Annotated in this window: 11 protein-coding genes; 10 read left to right on the forward strand and 1 reads right to left on the reverse strand. The window is 41.9% G+C overall.

All coding sequences use genetic code 11. The annotated features are described in order from the left end of the window. The first annotated feature begins 58 nt into the window (after nt 1-58). From ACTJKC_RS15320 to ACTJKC_RS15365, 10 genes are all read left to right on the forward strand, one after another. Nucleotides 59-1,072 carry an alginate lyase family protein gene (locus tag ACTJKC_RS15320; protein WP_440793206.1) on the forward strand — a complete coding sequence of 338 codons (1,014 nt, stop codon included), beginning with the start codon at nt 59-61 and terminating at the stop codon, nt 1,070-1,072. A 10-nt stretch (nt 1,073-1,082) separates the two neighbouring features. Beyond that, complete coding sequence (locus tag ACTJKC_RS15325; RefSeq protein ID WP_344850084.1) at nt 1,083-1,943, forward strand: glycoside hydrolase family 16 protein; 861 nt, start codon at nt 1,083-1,085, stop codon at nt 1,941-1,943. A 20-nt stretch (nt 1,944-1,963) separates the two neighbouring features. Then, nucleotides 1,964-3,097 carry a glycoside hydrolase family 88/105 protein gene (locus ACTJKC_RS15330; protein ID WP_440793209.1) on the forward strand — a complete coding sequence of 378 codons (1,134 nt, stop codon included), beginning with the start codon at nt 1,964-1,966 and terminating at the stop codon, nt 3,095-3,097. A gap of 6 nt (nt 3,098-3,103) precedes the next feature. Continuing rightward, nucleotides 3,104-4,096: a DUF4886 domain-containing protein gene (locus ACTJKC_RS15335; RefSeq protein ID WP_440793211.1), complete on the forward strand. Its 993-nt coding sequence runs from the start codon at nt 3,104-3,106 to the stop codon at nt 4,094-4,096. Between the two features lie 750 nt (nt 4,097-4,846). After that, complete coding sequence (locus ACTJKC_RS15340) at nt 4,847-8,017, forward strand: SusC/RagA family TonB-linked outer membrane protein (protein ID WP_440793213.1); 3,171 nt, start codon at nt 4,847-4,849, stop codon at nt 8,015-8,017. Between the two features lie 15 nt (nt 8,018-8,032). After that, nucleotides 8,033-9,706 carry a RagB/SusD family nutrient uptake outer membrane protein gene (locus ACTJKC_RS15345; RefSeq protein ID WP_440793215.1) on the forward strand — a complete coding sequence of 558 codons (1,674 nt, stop codon included), beginning with the start codon at nt 8,033-8,035 and terminating at the stop codon, nt 9,704-9,706. 34 nt (nt 9,707-9,740) lie between these two features. Next, nucleotides 9,741-12,563, forward strand: a complete 2,823-nt coding sequence (locus tag ACTJKC_RS15350) for a SusC/RagA family TonB-linked outer membrane protein (protein WP_440793217.1) — start codon at nt 9,741-9,743, stop codon at nt 12,561-12,563. Nucleotides 12,564-12,575: 12 nt separating this feature from the next. Beyond that, entirely contained in the window at nt 12,576-14,231 is a 1,656-nt protein-coding gene (locus tag ACTJKC_RS15355; protein ID WP_440793219.1) for a RagB/SusD family nutrient uptake outer membrane protein, read from the forward strand. 137 nt (nt 14,232-14,368) lie between these two features. Then, nucleotides 14,369-15,505: a glucuronyl esterase domain-containing protein gene (locus ACTJKC_RS15360; protein ID WP_440793221.1), complete on the forward strand. Its 1,137-nt coding sequence runs from the start codon at nt 14,369-14,371 to the stop codon at nt 15,503-15,505. A gap of 157 nt (nt 15,506-15,662) precedes the next feature. Beyond that, the gene (locus ACTJKC_RS15365) at nt 15,663-17,645 is read left to right on the forward strand and encodes a DUF4832 domain-containing protein (protein WP_440793223.1); all 1,983 of its coding nucleotides are present in this window, start codon (nt 15,663-15,665) and stop codon (nt 17,643-17,645) included. A 561-nt stretch (nt 17,646-18,206) separates the two neighbouring features. On the opposite strand, the gene ACTJKC_RS15370 is transcribed toward ACTJKC_RS15365, so the two are convergent. After that, the gene (locus ACTJKC_RS15370) at nt 18,207-18,821 is read right to left on the reverse strand and encodes a site-specific integrase (RefSeq protein WP_440793225.1); all 615 of its coding nucleotides are present in this window, start codon (nt 18,819-18,821) and stop codon (nt 18,207-18,209) included. Between the last annotated feature and the right edge of the window lie 511 nt (nt 18,822-19,332).

Raw genomic sequence — 19,332 nt, forward strand, 5'->3', positions numbered from 1 at the left:
CTCGCTGTTATGCATACTGCCGGGGCAACTAGTTTTTGCGCAACATCGGCTAAAGGGGATGCATCCGCAACAGCAGATTGATTTTGTTAAAAAACAGCTCAAAGCCAAAAAAGAACCTTATTTATCAGCCTATACGGCCTTACTGATTAAAGCAGATTCGGCTTTGCTGGTCACGCAACATGCGGTAGAAGATTTCAGTATTCCGGGTTTTTATGTTGACAAGGAAACCCACCGCCGAACTTCACGGGCGCTACAGGTGGATGGTTTTTCGGCATACAGTTGTGCTTTAGCTTATCAGCTGAGTGGAAAAACAAAATATGCAGATAAAGCCATTTATTTCCTGAATGCCTGGGCATCTATCAATAAAAAATATTCTCAACTGGATGGTTCACTGGTGATGTCGTATTCTGGTACTGCCTTATTGATCAGTGCAGACCTGCTCAAGGATTATAAAAGATGGAAGTCCAAGGATGTAACACAATTTAAATGGTGGACAAAAAATGTGTTTCGTGCGGCAGCGAACAGCATCAGGTACCGGAACAACAACTCTGGCGATTGGTCTCGTTTGGCTTCTATCCTGGCCGATACCTATCTGGAAGACCGGGAAGATATGGAGCAAAACACTGCCTTAATTAAAAAGGACCTTTTTGATAAAATCGCCCCAGATGGCCACCTGGTGGAGGAAGTAAAGCGGCAGGGCAAGGGTATTTGGTATACCTATTTCTCTTTGGCACCGCTTACCGCGTCCAGCTGGATCATTTATAATCAGACGGGCGAAAATCTCTTTAATGCATCACGGGATGGGGCATCATTTAAAAAGGCGCTGGATTATTTGTTTTATTACAATCAACACCCCGAAGAGTGGAAATTTTTCAAAAATCCGGATACGGGTTCTGTTCATACCGCAACAGGTTTCTGGCCGGCCAACTTACTGGAGGCGATGAATGGCATTTACCCTTCGCCGCAATTTGATGAATATCTTGCACAATATCGTCCCGTTATGTATACCACACATGATTATGCCTGGACATTTCCAACCCTTATGCCTTTACGATTAAACGGATACCAATAAATTATTCCCCATGAAAAAATATCTAGTCAAATTATTATTACCGGCCTGTACCTTATGCATCAGCTTATCCGGAGTGGCCCAACAAAAAGATCCTAAGCCGTCAGCACTCCGTTCAGGCGGTTACAAACTGGTATGGGCCGAAGAATTTAATAATAACGGTGCACCCGATCCGGCTAACTGGAATTATGAACTTGGATTCGAACGCAACGAAGAATATCAATGGTACCAAAAGGAAAATGCGAGGTGTGAAGATGGAAAGCTAATTCTGGAGGCCAAAAGAGAGAAAAAAACAAACCCTAACTTTAAGGAAGGAAGCAGTGACTGGAAAAAAAGTAGAAGAGAGGCTGATTACACTTCCGCCAGCATTAAAACCCAAGGATTGCATAGCTGGCTTTACGGCAGGTTTGTGATGCGCGGTAAAATAGATATCAGAGATGGCATCTGGCCAGCCTGGTGGACATTGGGAACAAAAGGATCCTGGCCGGCGACGGGTGAAATCGATATCATGGAATACTACCGGAAAAAACTGCTCGCTAATATCGCCTTCATGGGTGCAGATCGAAAAGATGCCTGGTTTAGCACCGAGAAAAATATCGATTCCCTTGGCGGTCAGGCATGGGCAGATCAATTTCACATCTGGCGAATGGATTGGGATGAAAACAGCATCGCACTTTATGTGGATAACCAGCTTTTAAATAAGGTGTCATTAGACCGTTTGGTTAACCAGGATGGGACTGGTATTAATCCTTTTAAACGACCGCATTATATGCTGCTCGATTTGGCAATAGGCGGTAAACAGGGTGGAGATCCTTCTAAAACGACCTTTTCAGCCAGGTTTGAAGTAGATTATATAAGGGTTTATCAAAAATAATCAATTAAGAAATGAAAGATATGAATTTAAAACGACTGCTTCTGATATTAGTATTTAGCTGTTACGGCGGAATGAGCGCTTTTTCGGGTGAAACATCTTTAAAAAGGGATTCTACTCTGGAAACCACAAACATTTTTAAAACGATGCAGCGGGTTGCAGACTGGCAATTGAATACCTGGAAGGACAAGGGGTTTAATCATCGAAAAGCAGATTGGACGAATGGAGCCTGTTATACCGGTATTTTTGCTTTTGGTAACCTGCGGGGCAATGAACGGTATCTACAAACGCTGGTCGATATTGGAGATGATTTGGGCTGGAATACCGGACATTTGCGCTTTTATGCAGATGACTATTGTGTAGGACAAACTTATGCCCAACTCTACAGTAAGTTCAAAAAGAAAAAGATGATTGCTCCTTTTATGTTGCAGGCCGATAGTATCATTAGCCAAACCCATAACGAACCTTTGAACTGGAAAAACAATATCCAAAAAAGAGAGTGGGCATGGTGTGATGCCCTTTTTATGGGACCGCCATCTTTGGCTTATCTGAGCACGGCTACGCGAGATGATAAGTACCTGAATACAGCTGTTAAATTGTGGTGGAAGACAACCGAATTTTTATATGACCCATCGGAGAAGCTATTTTTTAGAGATGAGAGTTTCTTTAATAAAAGAGAGAAAAACGGACAAAAAATATTCTGGTCAAGAGGCAATGGATGGGTATTGGCCGGCTTGGTAAGGGTGTTGGAAAATATGCCGAAAAACCACCCCGATAGAAAGAAACTGATTTTGCTTTATCAGGATATGGTAGCCAGGGTGGCAGGATTACAACAACAAGATGGCAGCTGGCATGCTTCATTATTAGATCCTGCAAGTTTTCCGGTTAAGGAGATGAGCGGAACCGGCTTTTTTTGCTATGCCATGGCCTGGGGTTTAAACCACGGTATTTTAGACAAGAAACAATACCTTCCTGTGGTAGAAAAATCGTGGAAAGCCATGGTTTCTGCCGTACATGAAGATGGGATGCTGGGTTATGTACAACCCATTGGTGCAAGTCCGGATGCCGTAAATGGCAATAGTACTGAGGTGTATGGCGTCGGTGCATTTTTGCTGGCGGGAACACAATTGTATGAATACCTTAAGAAACTAAAATAGGCGATTATGAAGATTAATATGAAATTACAGTTCTCGACTTTAATTAAGTTGAGCATGTATTCCCTTTTGCTGGTTTGCCTCACTGCAAATGTTTTTGCTCAAAGCCGGCAGGATACCTTACGTTTATTTATTATAGGGAACAGTTTTTCTCAAAACGCATCAGCCTTTTTGCCGCAACTGGCAAAAGAAAGAGGGAAAACGCTCATCATCGGACGTGCTGAACTTGGTGGGCATTCTCTTGAGCAGCATTGGGGTTATGTAGAAAAAGCAGAAGCCAATGCTGATGATCCAAAGGGAAAACCCTACGGCGGAAAATCATTAAAAATGTTGTTGGGGCAAGGGAAATGGGACATTGTTACCATTCAACAGTATTCTTATCTTTCGGCAGACTCCTCTACCTACTATCCATATGCCAACAAACTGGTTGACTATGTTAAAGCATTGCAACCCCAGGCGCGTTTGGTGGTTCATCAAACCTGGGCATACCGTACCGATGCAAAGAAGTTTGGGCGTATAGCAGAAGGTAAAGTGGCAGCGAGTCAGCAGGAAATGTGGCAGAAATCACGTGCGGCTTACCATCTCCTGGCAAAGCGGATTAATGCCCGGATTTTACCGGTTGGTGATGCTTTCCAAATTGTAGCCGAAGAAAGGAAATATGGTTTTAAACCTGATCATTCATTTAATTATGAGCATCCCACAGCCCCAAATTTGCCAGATCAGACCCACTCGATCAATATCGGTTACTACTGGAATAAAAAAGACCTCGTATTTGATCCCAACCATGCCAATGATGCCGGTAAATACTTGGGCGGATTAATCTGGTATGGTATTTTGTTTAATGATTCAGTTAAAAACATCAGATTTAAGCCTGAAAATGTATCTGAAGAGTTTGCGCAATATCTTCGTAAAGTGGCAATCCATACCATATTGAAAAGAACCATAAAATATGCAGATACATCTACTAACCTGAATTCGATTATTAATATTGTCTTCCGGTAACCTTATACCGGCTTTCTGATTAAGCGGCCGTCACCCTGAATTTATTTCATGGTCTTTCCTGCTGAAAAGATGCTAACCACGAAGTGGCTATAAAGCGATTGAAAAATTATTTTCCACTAATAAAACAAGTTCAGCATGACGAATTGGTCAGGTATGGGGTGTTTATAGAGGGTATTTTAGTTAGGTAATTTCGAGTTCAGGCTACTAGCTATATCACTCGAAAGATCATCATTCCCAACTCGATCAGATCGCTACTGAATGACGACCGGACTTTATTAGGATCTTTCAATGGCAGCCATTTGGTTTGTAAAAAGCAAACTTTCTAAAAATAAACCGTAAATATTAACCCTGCGTACAAAAACAAACCATTTCCGTACAAAAGTGAACCCCCTGAAATAGATAAGCATATAGATTTGTGTTAACCAAATAATAAACCAAAATATGATGACAACCTATTTCTTAACTATTCTCCTTATTGCAAATGAGGAAAACACGAAACCTGAATTACGAGCAATGACATCGGAAATGCCCTTTTATTTGATCGGTATCTCCAGGCATCAGGTTTAGCGTAGAAGCTTGAATCAGACGCTTTTTTAATGCTTTCCAATCTTCGTTTTTAACTCAACAGATAAAAACCTGCACCCTTTTAGGGGAATTGATGAGGACGCCTGCGCGTTGCCCTGGAGATCTGTTATGCACAAAAAAGGCGGAAATATCTAAAGATTATAATTCTAACCATATATCAGATAAATGATAAAAAATATAAACCTAAGGTCCAAAGGCTGGCTTATTTTGGTTGCTGCATTTTGGTGTAAGGCCCAGGCATTGCCAGCCATGCCCATAAAAGTGACGAGTGGCTTTGTTGCCAAACGCCCCGCAATGCGGTTTCAGGAAATAACCGGAACCGTTAAAGATGATAAAAATCAACCTATTCCGGGTGCAACCATCAGAATAAAAGGTACCACTACCGGCGTCCAGACCGATTTGGATGGAAAATATAAAATCAATGTTAACCCTGGCCAGGTGCTTGTTTTTTCGACCATTGGTTTTGAAAGCAAAGAGGTAACGATAGGGGCTATCGGTGTAATCAACATCACATTGATCTCCGCAAGCAGCTCGCTCAGTGAAGTCGTGGTAAACGGTTATTCTACACAAAGAAGATCAGCTGTTACTGCTGCCATCAGTACCGTTTCTGGTCAGGATTTATTAAAAGCACCCGTAACTAATGTGAACAATGCATTGGCCGGTCGCGTACCCGGCCTGGTGGTACAGCAAACTTCCGGACGTCCGGGGATTAACGGGGCCGCTTTGTATATCCGCGGACAAGTTTCTCCTTCAGCTACTGCGCTCATTATTGTGGATGGTGTGGAGCGTACATCTTTCGGTGATATTGATCCCAATGAAATTGAAAGTATAAATGTGCTGAAAGATGCCTCATCTACCGCATTATATGGTTTGAAAGGTGCAAACGGTGTATTTGTGATTACTACCAAAAAGGGAGTGGAGGGGCCGGCAAGAGTAACATTTTCCGGTAATCTGGGCATCATCAGTGCAACCTCCCGTCCTGAAATTTTGGGCGCTTATGAAAGTGCTATGCTGTTAAGTGAGGGGCAGCGCAACGTGGGCGAACCCCGAGCCTTTACCGATGAGGATTTAGCCATTTTTAAGGCCGGCAACGGGAATCCATTACTTTATCCGGATGTGATGTGGTACGATGAATTGGTTAAAGATCATTGGATGCAGAACCAACAGAACTTAACCATATCTGGCGGTAGTGAAAAGGTAAAATACTTTACCTCATTTAGCCATATGCGCGAGGAAGGAAATTTTAAGGAATTTAAAACACCTTTAGATTATTCTACTTCCCCGAGCTACGGCCGTTACAATTTCAGGGCCAGGGTAGGCATAGACCTGACCAGAACCACCAACTTTGAAGTGAACCTTGCGGGTAGGAACGAACACCGTTACAGCCCGGCAGGCATGAGCGAATATAATGATCCTGCAGGGGTTGTGAGTAATGGGATTGAAGGGCTTGTGGGCCGGGCGTTGAAAATGCCTTCATGGGCAGCGCCGTTTTTTAAAGAATACATTAACTCTGATGATCCTAAAGTGATTGCGTTGGATGGAAACTATAACCACATCGTAAATTATGGACTTGGTGGAATAAATTCCGTCAATCCCTATGCTTTATTAACGTATGGAGGCTATGCTTTTACCGATAATAATATTGCAGAATCAATTTTTACGGTAAACCAAAAACTTGATTTTATAACTAAAGGGCTAAGCTTAAAAGCACAATTCGGTTACGATGCCACCCAATTATCAGGAAAACTGCAAAGAGGAAGCACAGGATACCTTGAACTCGACAGGGCCAGCCTGGCACTAACACCTGTTGGTGGTACCTATAATGATTTTTTTGGGGCACCAGCCTATTCAAGGAGTGGTTTTACCAAAACGAATCTCCAGTTGTTTTTAACCTATGGCAGATCATTTGGCAAGCATAATTTGAGTGCCAATCTAATCGGTCAGCGCGAATTGCAGGGCTCGGCTGCCGCTGCTGCTCCTTATGCCAACCAGGGAATCATTTCAGAGGCCACTTATAATTATGGAAATAAATACTTTATAACTGCCAGTGCCACTTATAATGGTTCGGAAAACTATGCCAAAGGTTATCGCTACGGATTTTTTCCGGCAGCAACGCTCGGTTATAATCTGGCCAACGAGGAATGGATGAAAAAATATACCTGGATCAGCATGTTTAAAATCCGTGGTTCAATTGGAAGAGTAGGGATTCCCAGTCCTAGTACAAGTCGTTTCTATTACCAGAACAGGTTTGGCGCCGGATCAAACGTAGTGTTTGGAAACCCGAACAGCAACTTTAGTGCGCCAACTTATACCCAGCTACAGTATGGCAATCCGTTTATCACTTTTGAGGTGTCTTTAAAGCGAAATATCGGACTTGATCTTTCTTTATTCAAAGATAAGCTGAATATCACTGCAGACCTTTTTGATGATGAGCGTTCGGATATTTTAACTACCCGTTCGGCCACCAGTTTTGCAACTTACGGCGCCACCGTGCCAAGTACCAATTATGGCGTAAATTACAACCATGGATATGAAATCTCCGCAACTTACCGTGATAAGATTAAAGATTTTACCTATTCCTTTACGGGCAACCTGAGTTATGCCAGAAACGAGCGAAGGGTATTGGATGAAGCACCTGGTCTTGCCGAAAACCTACGGGTAACAGGCAAGCCCATCGGTACCTATTTTGGATACCATGTTCTGGGTTTTTATGCAGATCAAAAAGATATCGATAGTAGTCCGCTGAACAAAATTACAGCTTATCCTTCTATACCCGGCGATTTTAAATATCAGGATGTTAACGGCGACGGAATCATTAATAACCAGGATGTAATCGCCATTGGGCATCCTAATATTCCGGAATATAATGCAAGCCTTAACATGCAGTTTGGGTATAAAGGATTTCAATTATCGGCGCTTTTTAATGCGGTAACAAATGTGAGTTCAAACGTGGTGTTCCAAAGTGGTGGCCTCAACCAGTATTATGCACCAATGTTAAATAGATGGACACCAGGTAATACCAATGCAAGCTGGCCGGTAATTCGTCCGGGTCTGAATGCAAATCCTAACGAAAGCCTAAACGACTTCACATTGCAAGATGCTTCTTACATCAAATTACGAAATGTGCAGTTCAGTTACAGTTTGCCTAAAAAATTAGTCAATAGAATTCGCCTAAATGGCCTAACCGTATTCGTTAGCGGTCAGAACTTAATTACCTGGACAAATTTTTACGGCATAGATCCTGAAAACAGCTTGTCTGGAAATGCCTATGCATCTTCTATTGCCACGATTCCCACTACTAAGGTTTTCAATTTTGGCCTCAATTTATCACTCTAATCAAAGGTTATCATCATGAAAAAAATCATATATATTTTGTTTTCATTTGTTCTCTGTATTGCTTATTCCTGCAGAAAGGATTTTTTACAACGTGATGTAGGCATCCAGAGCGACCTTGAAGAGGTTTTTAAAGACCCATTAACGGCATCCCGTTTTGGCGATTTTACCTATACTTTTTCCATTTCGGATTATGGCCGCTTGAGCGGATACAAGGGCATGACCTCACAATTTACAGACGAGTCTATTGCCAATAATGGTCAGATCGAGGTAGCGGCGATGAACAGCGGACAGTTTCTAGATCCGGGAGCTGCTGATGTAACAGGCATTTACGCTCAAATGTACCGGGGAATCAGAAATGCAAACCTGATGCTGGCCAATATGGATAAAGTTCCCTGGACCGATCTTTACAATCCTGGTTATATTAAAGGTGAGCAACTTTATCTTCGTGCTTATTTCTATTTCGAGCTGTTAAGGCGCTTTGGAGGAGTAGTGATATTAACCCAGCCGCAAGACTTTACCGAAGCTTCTACAGATCTTCCTCGCAGCAGTTATTCGGAAACATTTGCGTTGATTTTAAGTGATTTGGAACAGGCCCTTACGTTGTTGCCATTAACCAATTCCGACTGGCCAAATCCTGCAGCACAAGCTAACCGGGCTACAGGGGCTGCGGTTATGGCCCTTAAAGCAAGAGCTTTGCTCTTCGATGCCAGCCCGTTGAATAATCCGGGCAATGATTTGGCAAAATGGAAAAAAGCTGCAGATGCATCAAAGGCAATTATGGACCTGAATAAATTTTCATTGGAGCCAAACTATGCCAACGTGCTCACGGTAGCCAACTCTAATGAATATATCCGGATCTGGCCCCGTGGCGGCCGTGGATTTATTGGTACTTATCTGAGCGATTTTTTGATTCCTACAAGTTATGGAGGGGCACAATCTAACCTTTCGCCCGTTCAGAATCATGTTGATCTGTACGAAATGGCCAATGGCAAACCCATTAGTGATGCCACTTCGGGATACAATCCGCAAAATCCTTACCTCAACAGAGATCCTCGGTTTTATGTGAACATTCTTTATAATAATGCCACCTGGCAGGGGCGGGCGGTGCAAACATGGCAATCTGAAACCAATGCCCAGGGTATCATCACGTATGGAACCGATATCAGTACGGCCACATCAATAACTAAAACAAGTTATTACCTGAAAAGGCTCTGGCCGGAGGCTTCACGTTCGGGCTCAACCGCATCAGCTTTGCTGAATTATGTTTTTTACAGATATGCAGAAGTCCTGATCAATTATGCCGAAGCTTTAAATGAAGAATCAGGACCGACTGCCGAAGTGTATAATGCGGTAAATGCCATTCGCCTGCGCGCTAAAATGCCGGTTTTACCAGCTGGTCTTAGTCAAGCTGCAATGCGCGAACGCATCAGAAATGAACGGGCCATCGAATTCGCTTTCGAAGACATGCGCTGGTGGGATATCCTTCGCTGGAAAGAAGGGCCTGAAATTGTGGCCCAGCCAATGAAGGCCATGAAAGTGATTAAAAATGCCAATGGTTCTTTCAGCTATAACGTGATCGAATTACCCGCATTTAAAAAAGTATTCAATACCAACATGTATTTGTACCCTATTCCACGGTCAGAAATGAATAAAACCAGTGGTGCATTGAAACAGAATCCGGGATGGTAGTTATTGGGTTGTACATTAATTTAAAAGATAAGAAATGACAAGATATATTAAATGTTCGGGCGTTATGCTGTGCATCATCAGCTATCTGTTAACCTGCACGGCCCTCGCACAAACTAACAGGAAGCAGGATACCGTTAGGATTATGAAAGCCAACCGCAAAGACTCAACAGATAAATTAATAGAAATTCCGTTTGCTACACGCAGCAGGGCAGAACTAAATTATGCCCAAAGCTCGCTTCGCTATAATCAGCTTACGCAAGTACCGATCAGTAACCTGTCTGGTTTACTGGCCGGGAGATTAAGCGGCTTTTTATTCAGGTGGACAGGTAATCAGCCAGGCGGAGGAAACGTATCCTATCAAATCCGCGGAAAATCATCTTATGCGCAAGGCGCTACGCCAGCTTTTCTGGTAGACGGAATTGAACGTGATTTCGAAGATATGGATATCAGCGAAATTGAAAGTGTAACCGTATTAAAAGATGCTGCTGGTTTAAACTGGTATGGCCTGAATGGAGGCAATGGCGCAATTTTGGTCACTACAAAAAGAGGTAAGATAGGAGAAAACCTGATTTCTTTTGATGCTCAGGGCGGTTTTCAATCTGCCAGCAAACTGATCAAACCCTTAAATTCATTTGATTTTGCTACTTTATATAATCGGGGTTTAACCAATGTGGGGCAGGCACCAGCTTATAATGACGCAGCCCTGGAAGGTTATAAAAACCATACCAACCCTTACCTTTATCCAGATAATAACTATTTAGACCGCTTTTTGAGCAAAAGGGCAGCCACGCAAAGGTATGCGCTTACCTTTAGCGGAGGGAGTAGCAGGGTGCGATATTTCAGCTCCGTGAGTTACTTTAACCAGCAAGGTCTTTTGAAGGAAACGGAAACGCCTAATTACGATTCTAATTATGGCTATAAACGTTATAATTTCCGCATCAATTTAGATTATGATGTAACCAAAACACTTTCACTTACGCTTTTGGCGGGGGTGAGGAGTGAAGTGCGTAATGATGTTGGTGATGGCACCAGCACGGTTTTGAGTAACCTGTATAACTTGCCACCAAACGCCTTTCCGATTTTAAATCCAGATGGATCTTATGGTGGAACCTCACTCTTTCAAAGTAATCCCCTGGGCCAGTTACAATCTACAGGATTTTCGAGAACCACCACTAATATTTTGCTCGCCAGTATCATGGCCGATCAGAAAATGGATTTTATCACAAAAGGCCTTTCGGCTAACCTGTTCTTTTCTTATGACGGTTATGGTAATTATGGTGACGGGTTATCTCAGAACTATGCAGTTTTTAATCAAACCGTAACACCTGTACAAACTTATCGTACACCGGCAGTTATTGCTTACCGCAATGCTGCTTTCCAAACCAATACCAAAAATAATGAACTTTGGTTTGGCCTGGATTATAACAGAACCTTTGCCACAGATCACCAGGTAAAGGCAAACGTACGGGCGCAGCAATACATAAGCGCTGCGGTAGACCGGCTGGATTATCGTTCCCGCATGATTGTAGGGCGGGCAGATTACAGTTTTAAGCAGCGTTACCAGGTGGGATTTACAGGGAGTTACTCCGGATCTGAAAACTATGCGCCTGGAAGACGTTTTGGCTTTTTTCCGGCAGTATCAGCTGGCTGGTTAATATCTAGAGAAGATTTTCTGAAAGATGCTTCCGTGATCAATTACCTGAAACTGCGCGGATCTTATGGTCGCTCGGGTAATATTGGCCCAACTTATGATGCCAGTGGTAATGTGGTCAGGCTGCCATACCGTACACTGTTTACCAGAGATGCAGGTCCATTTTTAGGCTCTACGTTTTCTACATCAACCACAGCCAGGCTGGTAAGTCCTGCAGGTAATCCTTTAACCACCTGGGAAAAAATTGACCGTTTGAACCTGGGTATAGATGTAGATTTTTTTAAAGGTGCACTTTCTTTCTCTGTAGATTATTTTGATGAAAAACGAACGGATATCCTTGGGCCTGCAAACTTACCGGGCATTGTTGGAATAGCCATCGCTCAGGTAAATTCGGGGAAGGTAAGCAGCAAAGGATTCGATGCCAGCGGAACTTTACATAAAAAAATTGGTGAAGTGCTGATCAGTACCAATGCCAACTTTACCTATGCTAAAAATATTATTTTGGAAAGAACGGAAAATGTACTGCCTAACCAGTCTACCATAGGCCGGTATGTAAATGGTGGAAATTATTACATCGCTGAAGGTATTTTTCAGAGTCAGGCAGAAATTAATGCCAGTCCAAAACAAACGCTTTCGAGCCTGGTTGTGCCGGGCGATCTTAAATACAGAGATGTTAACAATGATAATATCATCGATGCAAACGACGCCATTTCAAGCGACTATACCGATATTCCGAAAATATATTATGGCTTTGGTTTTAATATCCGATATAAACAGTTTGATTTAGGCGCACAGTTTCAGGGAGTTGGTGGCAGAACCGTAGATGTCTCTGATATTGTATATGCCGGTCCGAACGGATTAAACCAGCTGAGTTTAGATAGCTGGACCCCAGCTACAGCGGCAACGGCAAAATATCCCCGTATCGGAATATCAGACAATGGAAACAACACGGCCAACTCTACCTTTTGGTTGTATTCAGGAGATTTTTTAAAACTCAGATCTGCGGAGATTGGCTATAGTACGCCACAAAGCTTTAACCAAAGTTTACGTTTTAAAGGCGCAAGAATCTTTTTAAGTGGCAATAACATCTTCTCCATTTCCAGACTCGGTGAACTTGGTATTGATCCCGAAACACCCAATGCAGGTCGTTTTTCGTCTTACCCTTACGTAAAAACCTTTGCAATCGGCTTAAATGTTAAATTTTAATTCAAAATGAAGATGAAAAAGAATTTATATAATATGTATATCGTTCTGGCAGTTTTGCTCATGAGCATTAGCGCTTGTAAGGATGAATTTTTTGAACCTTCATACAGTGAAGGCCCAGTTAACGAAGAAGCGATCTGGAATACTGACAGACGTGTGCGTGAGTATTTAAACAATGGTTATAATTATATGCTGGCCAGGTACAATGTTGATGGTTCAGGTGCGTTAATGGCCAGCGGAAGTGATGAAGCAGTAAACTCAAACTTAAACAGTAATGTAAATATTTTCAATAATGGCAACTGGAGCAGTTTAAGAACTTTTGATGAGCAGTATACCAATCTGTATAATGGCTTGTGGGTGGTCAATACGTTTCTCGAACGATCGCCTACAGCAGTGATTTTTCCGGCAAGTGATCTTCGCGGATTACGGGGAGAAGCATTTTTTCTGAGGGGTTTATTACATTATGAATTGTTTAAAAGATATGGGGGCATTGTTCTCGCCACCCGTTCCTTTTCGCCGGTTGAAGATCTGAATATTCCCCGAAATTCAGTTGATGAGGTAGTCAAGCAAATTGTTAAGGATTGCGACTCGGCCATCAGTCAGATTCCTGCAGCCACCACAAAAGATTGGGATGCTGCAAATTACGGACGTGCCACAAAGGCTGCAGGGATGGCGCTAAAAGCCAAAACGCTACTGGTTTATGCAAGTCCTTTATATAACACAGGTAACAATCTGCAACGCTGGCAAAATGCGGCCAATGCAGCAAAGGATTTAATCGACTTAAATAAACACAGCTTATTAAGTACGGCTTTGTTTCCAAACTTATGGGATTACACCAACACTGCAACCTCTTATAATAACGAGGTGATCTTCGCTACGCCGGCAAATAACACCAATGCTATAGAAGCCAATAATGCGCCCATTAGCTTTACCGGTGGGTTGGGCAGAACAAACCCGACGCAGAATTTGGTTGACGCATTTGAAATGACCAATGGCAGATCCATAACCGATCCTGCATCAGGCTACGATCCACAAAATCCGTATGCAAACAGAGACCCGCGTTTAAACCAGTTTATCGTTGTTAACGGCGCAAATTTTAAAACAGGAAGCTTAACCCGGGCTGTAGAGACTTATGAAGGTGGACGTGATAATGTGCCTTCCAATGTAAATAGCACAAAATCAGGTTATTACCTGCGTAAATTTTTAAGTGGTAACGCTACTTACAACATTACAGGTACCACGAGCGTAAGAAGACCCTGGGTATTGTTTCGCTATGCAGAAATTTTACTGATCTATGCAGAGGCCCTGAACGAATTTGGAGGTCCGAACGCAGAAGTTTATAACGCGATAAATGCGGTGCGTAACCGTGCCGGAATGCCTGCACTGGCCGGGTTCACACAATCGCAAATGCGCGACCGGATTAAAAATGAACGCAGGGTGGAATTGTGTTTTGAAGAACAACGGTTTTTTGATGTCCGCCGCTGGAAAGACGGGGAAAGTAATTTTAACGGAGCAGTTAGGGGGATGAAAATCACGAAGGTGGGTACTGCGCTAACTTATAGCCCTTTTGTAATTGAAAACCGAACCTTTACCAGTAAAAATTATTGGTATCCGTTTCAACAATCAGAAATCAATAAGGCCAATAAACTTATTCAAAACCCAGGGTATTGAGTATGATGAACAGACTAAAATCCTTTGCTCATCAAGGCAGTTGGCGCGTCAGCAATTTGTTAAAAAAGGCTATGATATGCTTAATTGGTCCAGTTTTTTTATCGGCTGGAGTGTATGCGCAGAAAACAGACCGGTTTATGGGAGAAATCGTTAATTATGACGAAGGTACCGTGCCAACTTATACTTTACCCGATATACTGCTAACTGCAAAGGGTAAAAAAATTAAAAATGTCTCCGCTTGGGAAAAGCAGCGCAGACCGGAAATTTTAGCCCTGTTTGAAGAACATGTGTACGGAAAAACACCAGCTAATTTTGATAGTTTAAAGTTTATAGTGACCAACGAAAACAAGGTTGCCATGTCTGGAAAAGCACATTTGAAAGAGATAACAATTACAGCGTGGAATGATGGTCGCTCGGTATCCTTTCCTGTTGTACTCTTTATTCCCAACAAGCGAACAAAACCCGCTCCGGTATTTTTACTTATCAACAACCGAAGTAGCAGAAATACAGATCCGACCAGAATGGAAAAGAGTACTTTCTGGCCGGCCGAAATGGTCATTGATAGCGGTTATGCCATAGCTGCCTTTCATCATTCGGATGTAGCGCCTGATCGTAAGGATAGCTACCAGAACGGCGTATTAAAAAAGTTATTTCCTGCCGAGCTGGAAAAAGTTAATGGCATGAAAGCCATTGGTGTTTGGGCATGGGCGGCAAGCAGGGTAATGGATTATTTTAAAACTGATACAGATATTGATTTTAACAAAGTTGCGCTGGTAGGCCATTCAAGGGGTGGTAAAACAGCCCTATGGTCGGCAGCCCAGGATCAACGCTTCGCCATGGTGTTTAGCAGTTGCTCAGGCAGTACGGGTGCATCGCTGGCCAGGCGTAAATATGGAGAAACCATAAGCCTGATTAATAAACAGTTTGGTTACTGGTTTAACAATAATTACAAAAAATACAGCAATGATGTAAACAGCTTGCCTGTTGATCAGCATATGCTCATAGGCTTGATTGCGCCAAGGCCGGTTTATACCACCAATGCTACTGAAGATCGCTGGGCAGACCCTTATGGTTCTTTTTTATCATTGGTACAGGCCAAACCTGTTTACGATTTATATGGCAAGAAAGTGAGGCTTCCTGCAAATATGCCTGGTGTGAACAAGCCCATCATTCATTCGGATATAGGTTACCATTTCAGGGAAGGGAAACACGACCTCAATGTTTATGATTGGACAAATTTTATCCGATTTGCCAGTCTCCATTTTAATCTTTAAGACTTACGCTTAACTTCTTATTAAAATTATTGATTGGCATTTTTCTCCAATTGCGATATGTAAAGAAAGATTTAGTGTAAAGAAAATTTATTCTAAGGTTCAAAATAGGTACCGAATAATAGCAAAACCTCTAATCTAAAATTTAATATTTATTACTATGAAAAAAATCATTTTCGGGTGGACTGGAAAGGTAACGCTGCTTGCGCTTTTAGGTCTGCATTCGCTTTCCTGTTCCAAAATAGTGGAAGAAAACCTTTCACAAACCTTTGATAAGGGACCTCAAAAACTGGCTGTTATTGCCAATAATGTGCTGATCAACCCTGTATATAATGGTACTGCGGTGTTACGGAACCCGCTAAACGGATGGGTGATGTATGGCAAACGGGATGCTACCGAAACCTACTGGGACACACAGTTTTTTGTACCCGAACTGGGTGCCAGTGTAAAGGCCATAGATTATGCCTCAGCCTGTTACATCCGAACCAGCTGGCGATCGCTTAACCCAAGCCCCGGTGTTTATGCCTGGAGAGATCCCAACTCGCAGATTGGTAAACTCATTAACGGTGTTAAAACCAGGGGCTTGCCTATTGCTTTCCGGATTGTGGTAGATGGCCGCGACCAGGGAGAAAATACACCTTCTTTTGTATTCACGGCGGGAGCTCAATATTGGTTATCAAATCCTGCAGTACCATCGCAGAAAACACCATTTCCACAGGATCCGATTTTCAGGCAATATTACACCACATTTATTGAAGAGCTTGCCAAAGACTTTAACGATCCGGTTCGCACATCGTTTATTGATGCCTATGGCTTAGGCAAATGGGGTGAAGCCCATAATACCGTGTATGCCGCTCCGGGGGTATTAACGGCCGCACAAACTGAAACCGTAAAGGAAGAGGTACTGGACTGGATCATGGCACTCTACAATAGGACCTTCACCAAAGTACCGCTGGTGATCAATTACCACCGTTTAATAGGTCATCCAACGAGCTGGGGTGCAGCAAACCCTAACAGCAACCAGTTACTGGTGAAAGCGATAAATCAAGGATATAGCCTGAGGCATGATGCTTTTGCCATGACCGATTATTACCAAAGCTGGGAGAAAAACTTTGCAGCAACCTGGAAACATAAACGACCGATTATTATGGAAGGGGGATGGATTGTAACGGGTACACACCGCTATTGGATTGATTCAAGCGGCCAATATCGCGAAGGGCATCCTGAAGATGTAAGAAAAGCAGAATTTGAAAGATCAGCGGAAGCAGCTGTAAATATGATGGATTTCAGGGTTGGCGAAGTGGCTTCCTGGTTTCAAACCAGTTTTCCGTTGGTACAGCGCTTCACTGCTGAAGGAGGCTATCGGCTATATCCTGATCAGGTATCATTACCCAATGAAATTGCCAATGGGGCCACCGCTACAATAAGCCATCGCTGGAGAAATATGGGTTGGGGTTACTGCCCAAATAACATTCCGCAGTGGAATTATAAATATAAAGTAGCTTTTGCCATTCTAGATACCGCTGGTGTGGTTAAAAAACTTTTTATAGATGAAAGTGGTGAGCCTTCTAAGTGGCTGAAAGATAATCCTATGAGTTACAATTTTACCACAACGGCAATTAACCTGCCGGCTGGGAATTATAAATGGGGGGTGGCCATCATTGATAAAACAAATGCCAACAAACCAGGCATTGCACTGGCAGTAACCGGAACTATTAAAAACGGCTGGTTGGAATTGGGTAATCTGCAGGTACAGGCCGAACCTCCAATTGGTCAGACAATTAAACTAAAAGGTTCTAACAACCTGTTTGTTTCCGGTGAAAACGGTGAAGTTGCCCTCAGATGTAACCGTGCGAGTGCCTCTGACTGGGAAAGCTTTATGATTGTCGATGCTGGTGCCGGAAAAATCGCGTTAAAAAGCATGAACAAATATGTATCTTCAGAAAATGGCGCCGCAACCGGGATCACCTGCACCCGCACAACCATTAGCGATTGGGAAAAATTTGACTGGGTGGTAAACACTAACGGAAAAATTTCCTTTAAAGGAAATAATGGCAAATTCATTTCTTCAGAAAACGGGCAATCGGCCATGAAATGCAACAGGACTACTATTTCTGGCTGGGAAACTTTTTCACTGGAATAATTGCCGAGGTAAGTTTTTAAACAAATAGAAGTTTTAAGATAATGGATTGCTCTTGCGAGGGCAGCCCATTATCAGATTTTCAGCTTGATCCTACAGGCCATGCTTTGCTGATTTTTTGAAAAGAGAGGGCTATCGATCTTAAGCTTGGGTGCATTGAAGCATTTCCAGGGGGAAGAAAATTTGAAGTCGGGGTTAGTTTTGCTCAATGGGACAGTGACAACTTTGACAGTCGCCCGGCAATCAAATTCGCATACAGTTTGGTCCGAAATGGAACCGTAAAGTTTCAATTAAATACGCAATTGGGTCTGGTCCCGTCCATTCTCCCAACCAGATGTTATAATACGTTAAAAGAGGCTGTCCGATAAGTCATTTCAGCCTTGATGTACCTAAATAGCATTTTATCTCAGCCTCTATCTTAACAAAAAATAGTAATTCTCTCTATATATAATTACCGTTTTTTGTTGTATATCATTATTTTAAAAAAATCGCCAAAATTAAATTCTGTTTTGGATTTCGGTTTTGACTTAGAAGACAGCCTCTTTTGACATTTAACGTGAAAAATTAGAGTTTAGTTATTACTAAACTGGATTTAAGCTTACCCATATCGTGGCTAATCTTGATATCCAGAACCTTTGCGTAGTGCTGGGTAGTTTTTAAAGCAGTATGTCCAAGTATTTTGCTTACTGTTTCGATTGGGACCCCATTGGAAAGCGTGACAGTTGTTGCAAATGTATGCCTGGCCATATGGAATGTCAAATGTTTATTTATGCAACAAACATCCGCTATCTCTTTTAGGTAAGCATTCATTTTCTGGTTGCTTAATACCGGCAATACCAAATCCCTATTTTCGCATTCAGGATTGTCCTTATAACGACGTAATATATCAAAGGCATTGGGTAAAATTGGTATATGGGAAAAAGTATTAGTTTTTTGTCTCTTAGTAAATATCCACTTTTCACCATCTATGCCTAAAGCGATTTCAGATCGTTTTAGTTTCTTAACATCGGCATAGGATAATCCTGTAAAGCAACAAAAAATGAAAATATCCCTAACTTGTTGTAGCCTTCCTATAGTAAATTCTTTAGCTATAATCTTATCTACTTCCTCTTGGGTTAAATAGAAGCGTTCTTTGGCTGTGGATTTATAAGCGATGAAGGTTTTGACATCATTTGACATTGATTTTTGTAGCCCGTAGGGGAATAACCTAGTTATTTTAACCTATTGGCATTCAATTTCTTAATTGGTTTTCGGTTTTCTACGCACCGAATTACTCACCATTACTTTGATGTAGATAATCACTGAATCTTACAATCCAAAGATACAATTTGAACGAAAGTTAACCTAATTAATTTTTAAATTACGAGTTTAAATTATACCTAAACCTATAAAACGATCAAACCAATTAAGTACGACTAAAATATGTATTCGCAAGTTAGTGATGCGAAGTCAAATTTTAAATGCATAAGTTTTTTGCAAATAAACCGTCATTTATGTTATAATTTTAAGGTTATTTATGCTAGAGCAGCCTATAAAAGTTAATTAAGGTTAGTTTAACTTTAAGGAAAATTTTGTTTATAATAAGTTTTAACTCTTTAAAATAATCCATACGTCTACATAGATTTAAAATACGATCATAGATATATACTCCATTAAGATAATAAGTATATTGTCATATTACTGCATTCAA

The sequence above is a fragment of the Pedobacter sp. 22226 genome (assembly GCF_052045455.1).
Lineage (GTDB): Bacteria > Bacteroidota > Bacteroidia > Sphingobacteriales > Sphingobacteriaceae > Pedobacter > Pedobacter jeongneungensis.

Coding starts and splice junctions, on each gene's coding strand:
- ACTJKC_RS15335 (WP_440793211.1), top strand. CDS start 3,104: ATGAAGATTAATATGAAATTACAGTTCTCGACTTTAATTAAGTTGAGC.
- ACTJKC_RS15370 (WP_440793225.1), bottom strand. CDS start 18,821: ATGTCAAATGATGTCAAAACCTTCATCGCTTATAAATCCACAGCCAAA.
- ACTJKC_RS15360 (WP_440793221.1), top strand. CDS start 14,369: ATGGGAGAAATCGTTAATTATGACGAAGGTACCGTGCCAACTTATACT.
- ACTJKC_RS15320 (WP_440793206.1), top strand. CDS start 59: ATGCATCCGCAACAGCAGATTGATTTTGTTAAAAAACAGCTCAAAGCC.
- ACTJKC_RS15345 (WP_440793215.1), top strand. CDS start 8,033: ATGAAAAAAATCATATATATTTTGTTTTCATTTGTTCTCTGTATTGCT.
- ACTJKC_RS15325 (WP_344850084.1), top strand. CDS start 1,083: ATGAAAAAATATCTAGTCAAATTATTATTACCGGCCTGTACCTTATGC.
- ACTJKC_RS15355 (WP_440793219.1), top strand. CDS start 12,576: ATGAAAAAGAATTTATATAATATGTATATCGTTCTGGCAGTTTTGCTC.
- ACTJKC_RS15330 (WP_440793209.1), top strand. CDS start 1,964: ATGAATTTAAAACGACTGCTTCTGATATTAGTATTTAGCTGTTACGGC.
- ACTJKC_RS15340 (WP_440793213.1), top strand. CDS start 4,847: ATGATAAAAAATATAAACCTAAGGTCCAAAGGCTGGCTTATTTTGGTT.
- ACTJKC_RS15350 (WP_440793217.1), top strand. CDS start 9,741: ATGACAAGATATATTAAATGTTCGGGCGTTATGCTGTGCATCATCAGC.
- ACTJKC_RS15365 (WP_440793223.1), top strand. CDS start 15,663: ATGAAAAAAATCATTTTCGGGTGGACTGGAAAGGTAACGCTGCTTGCG.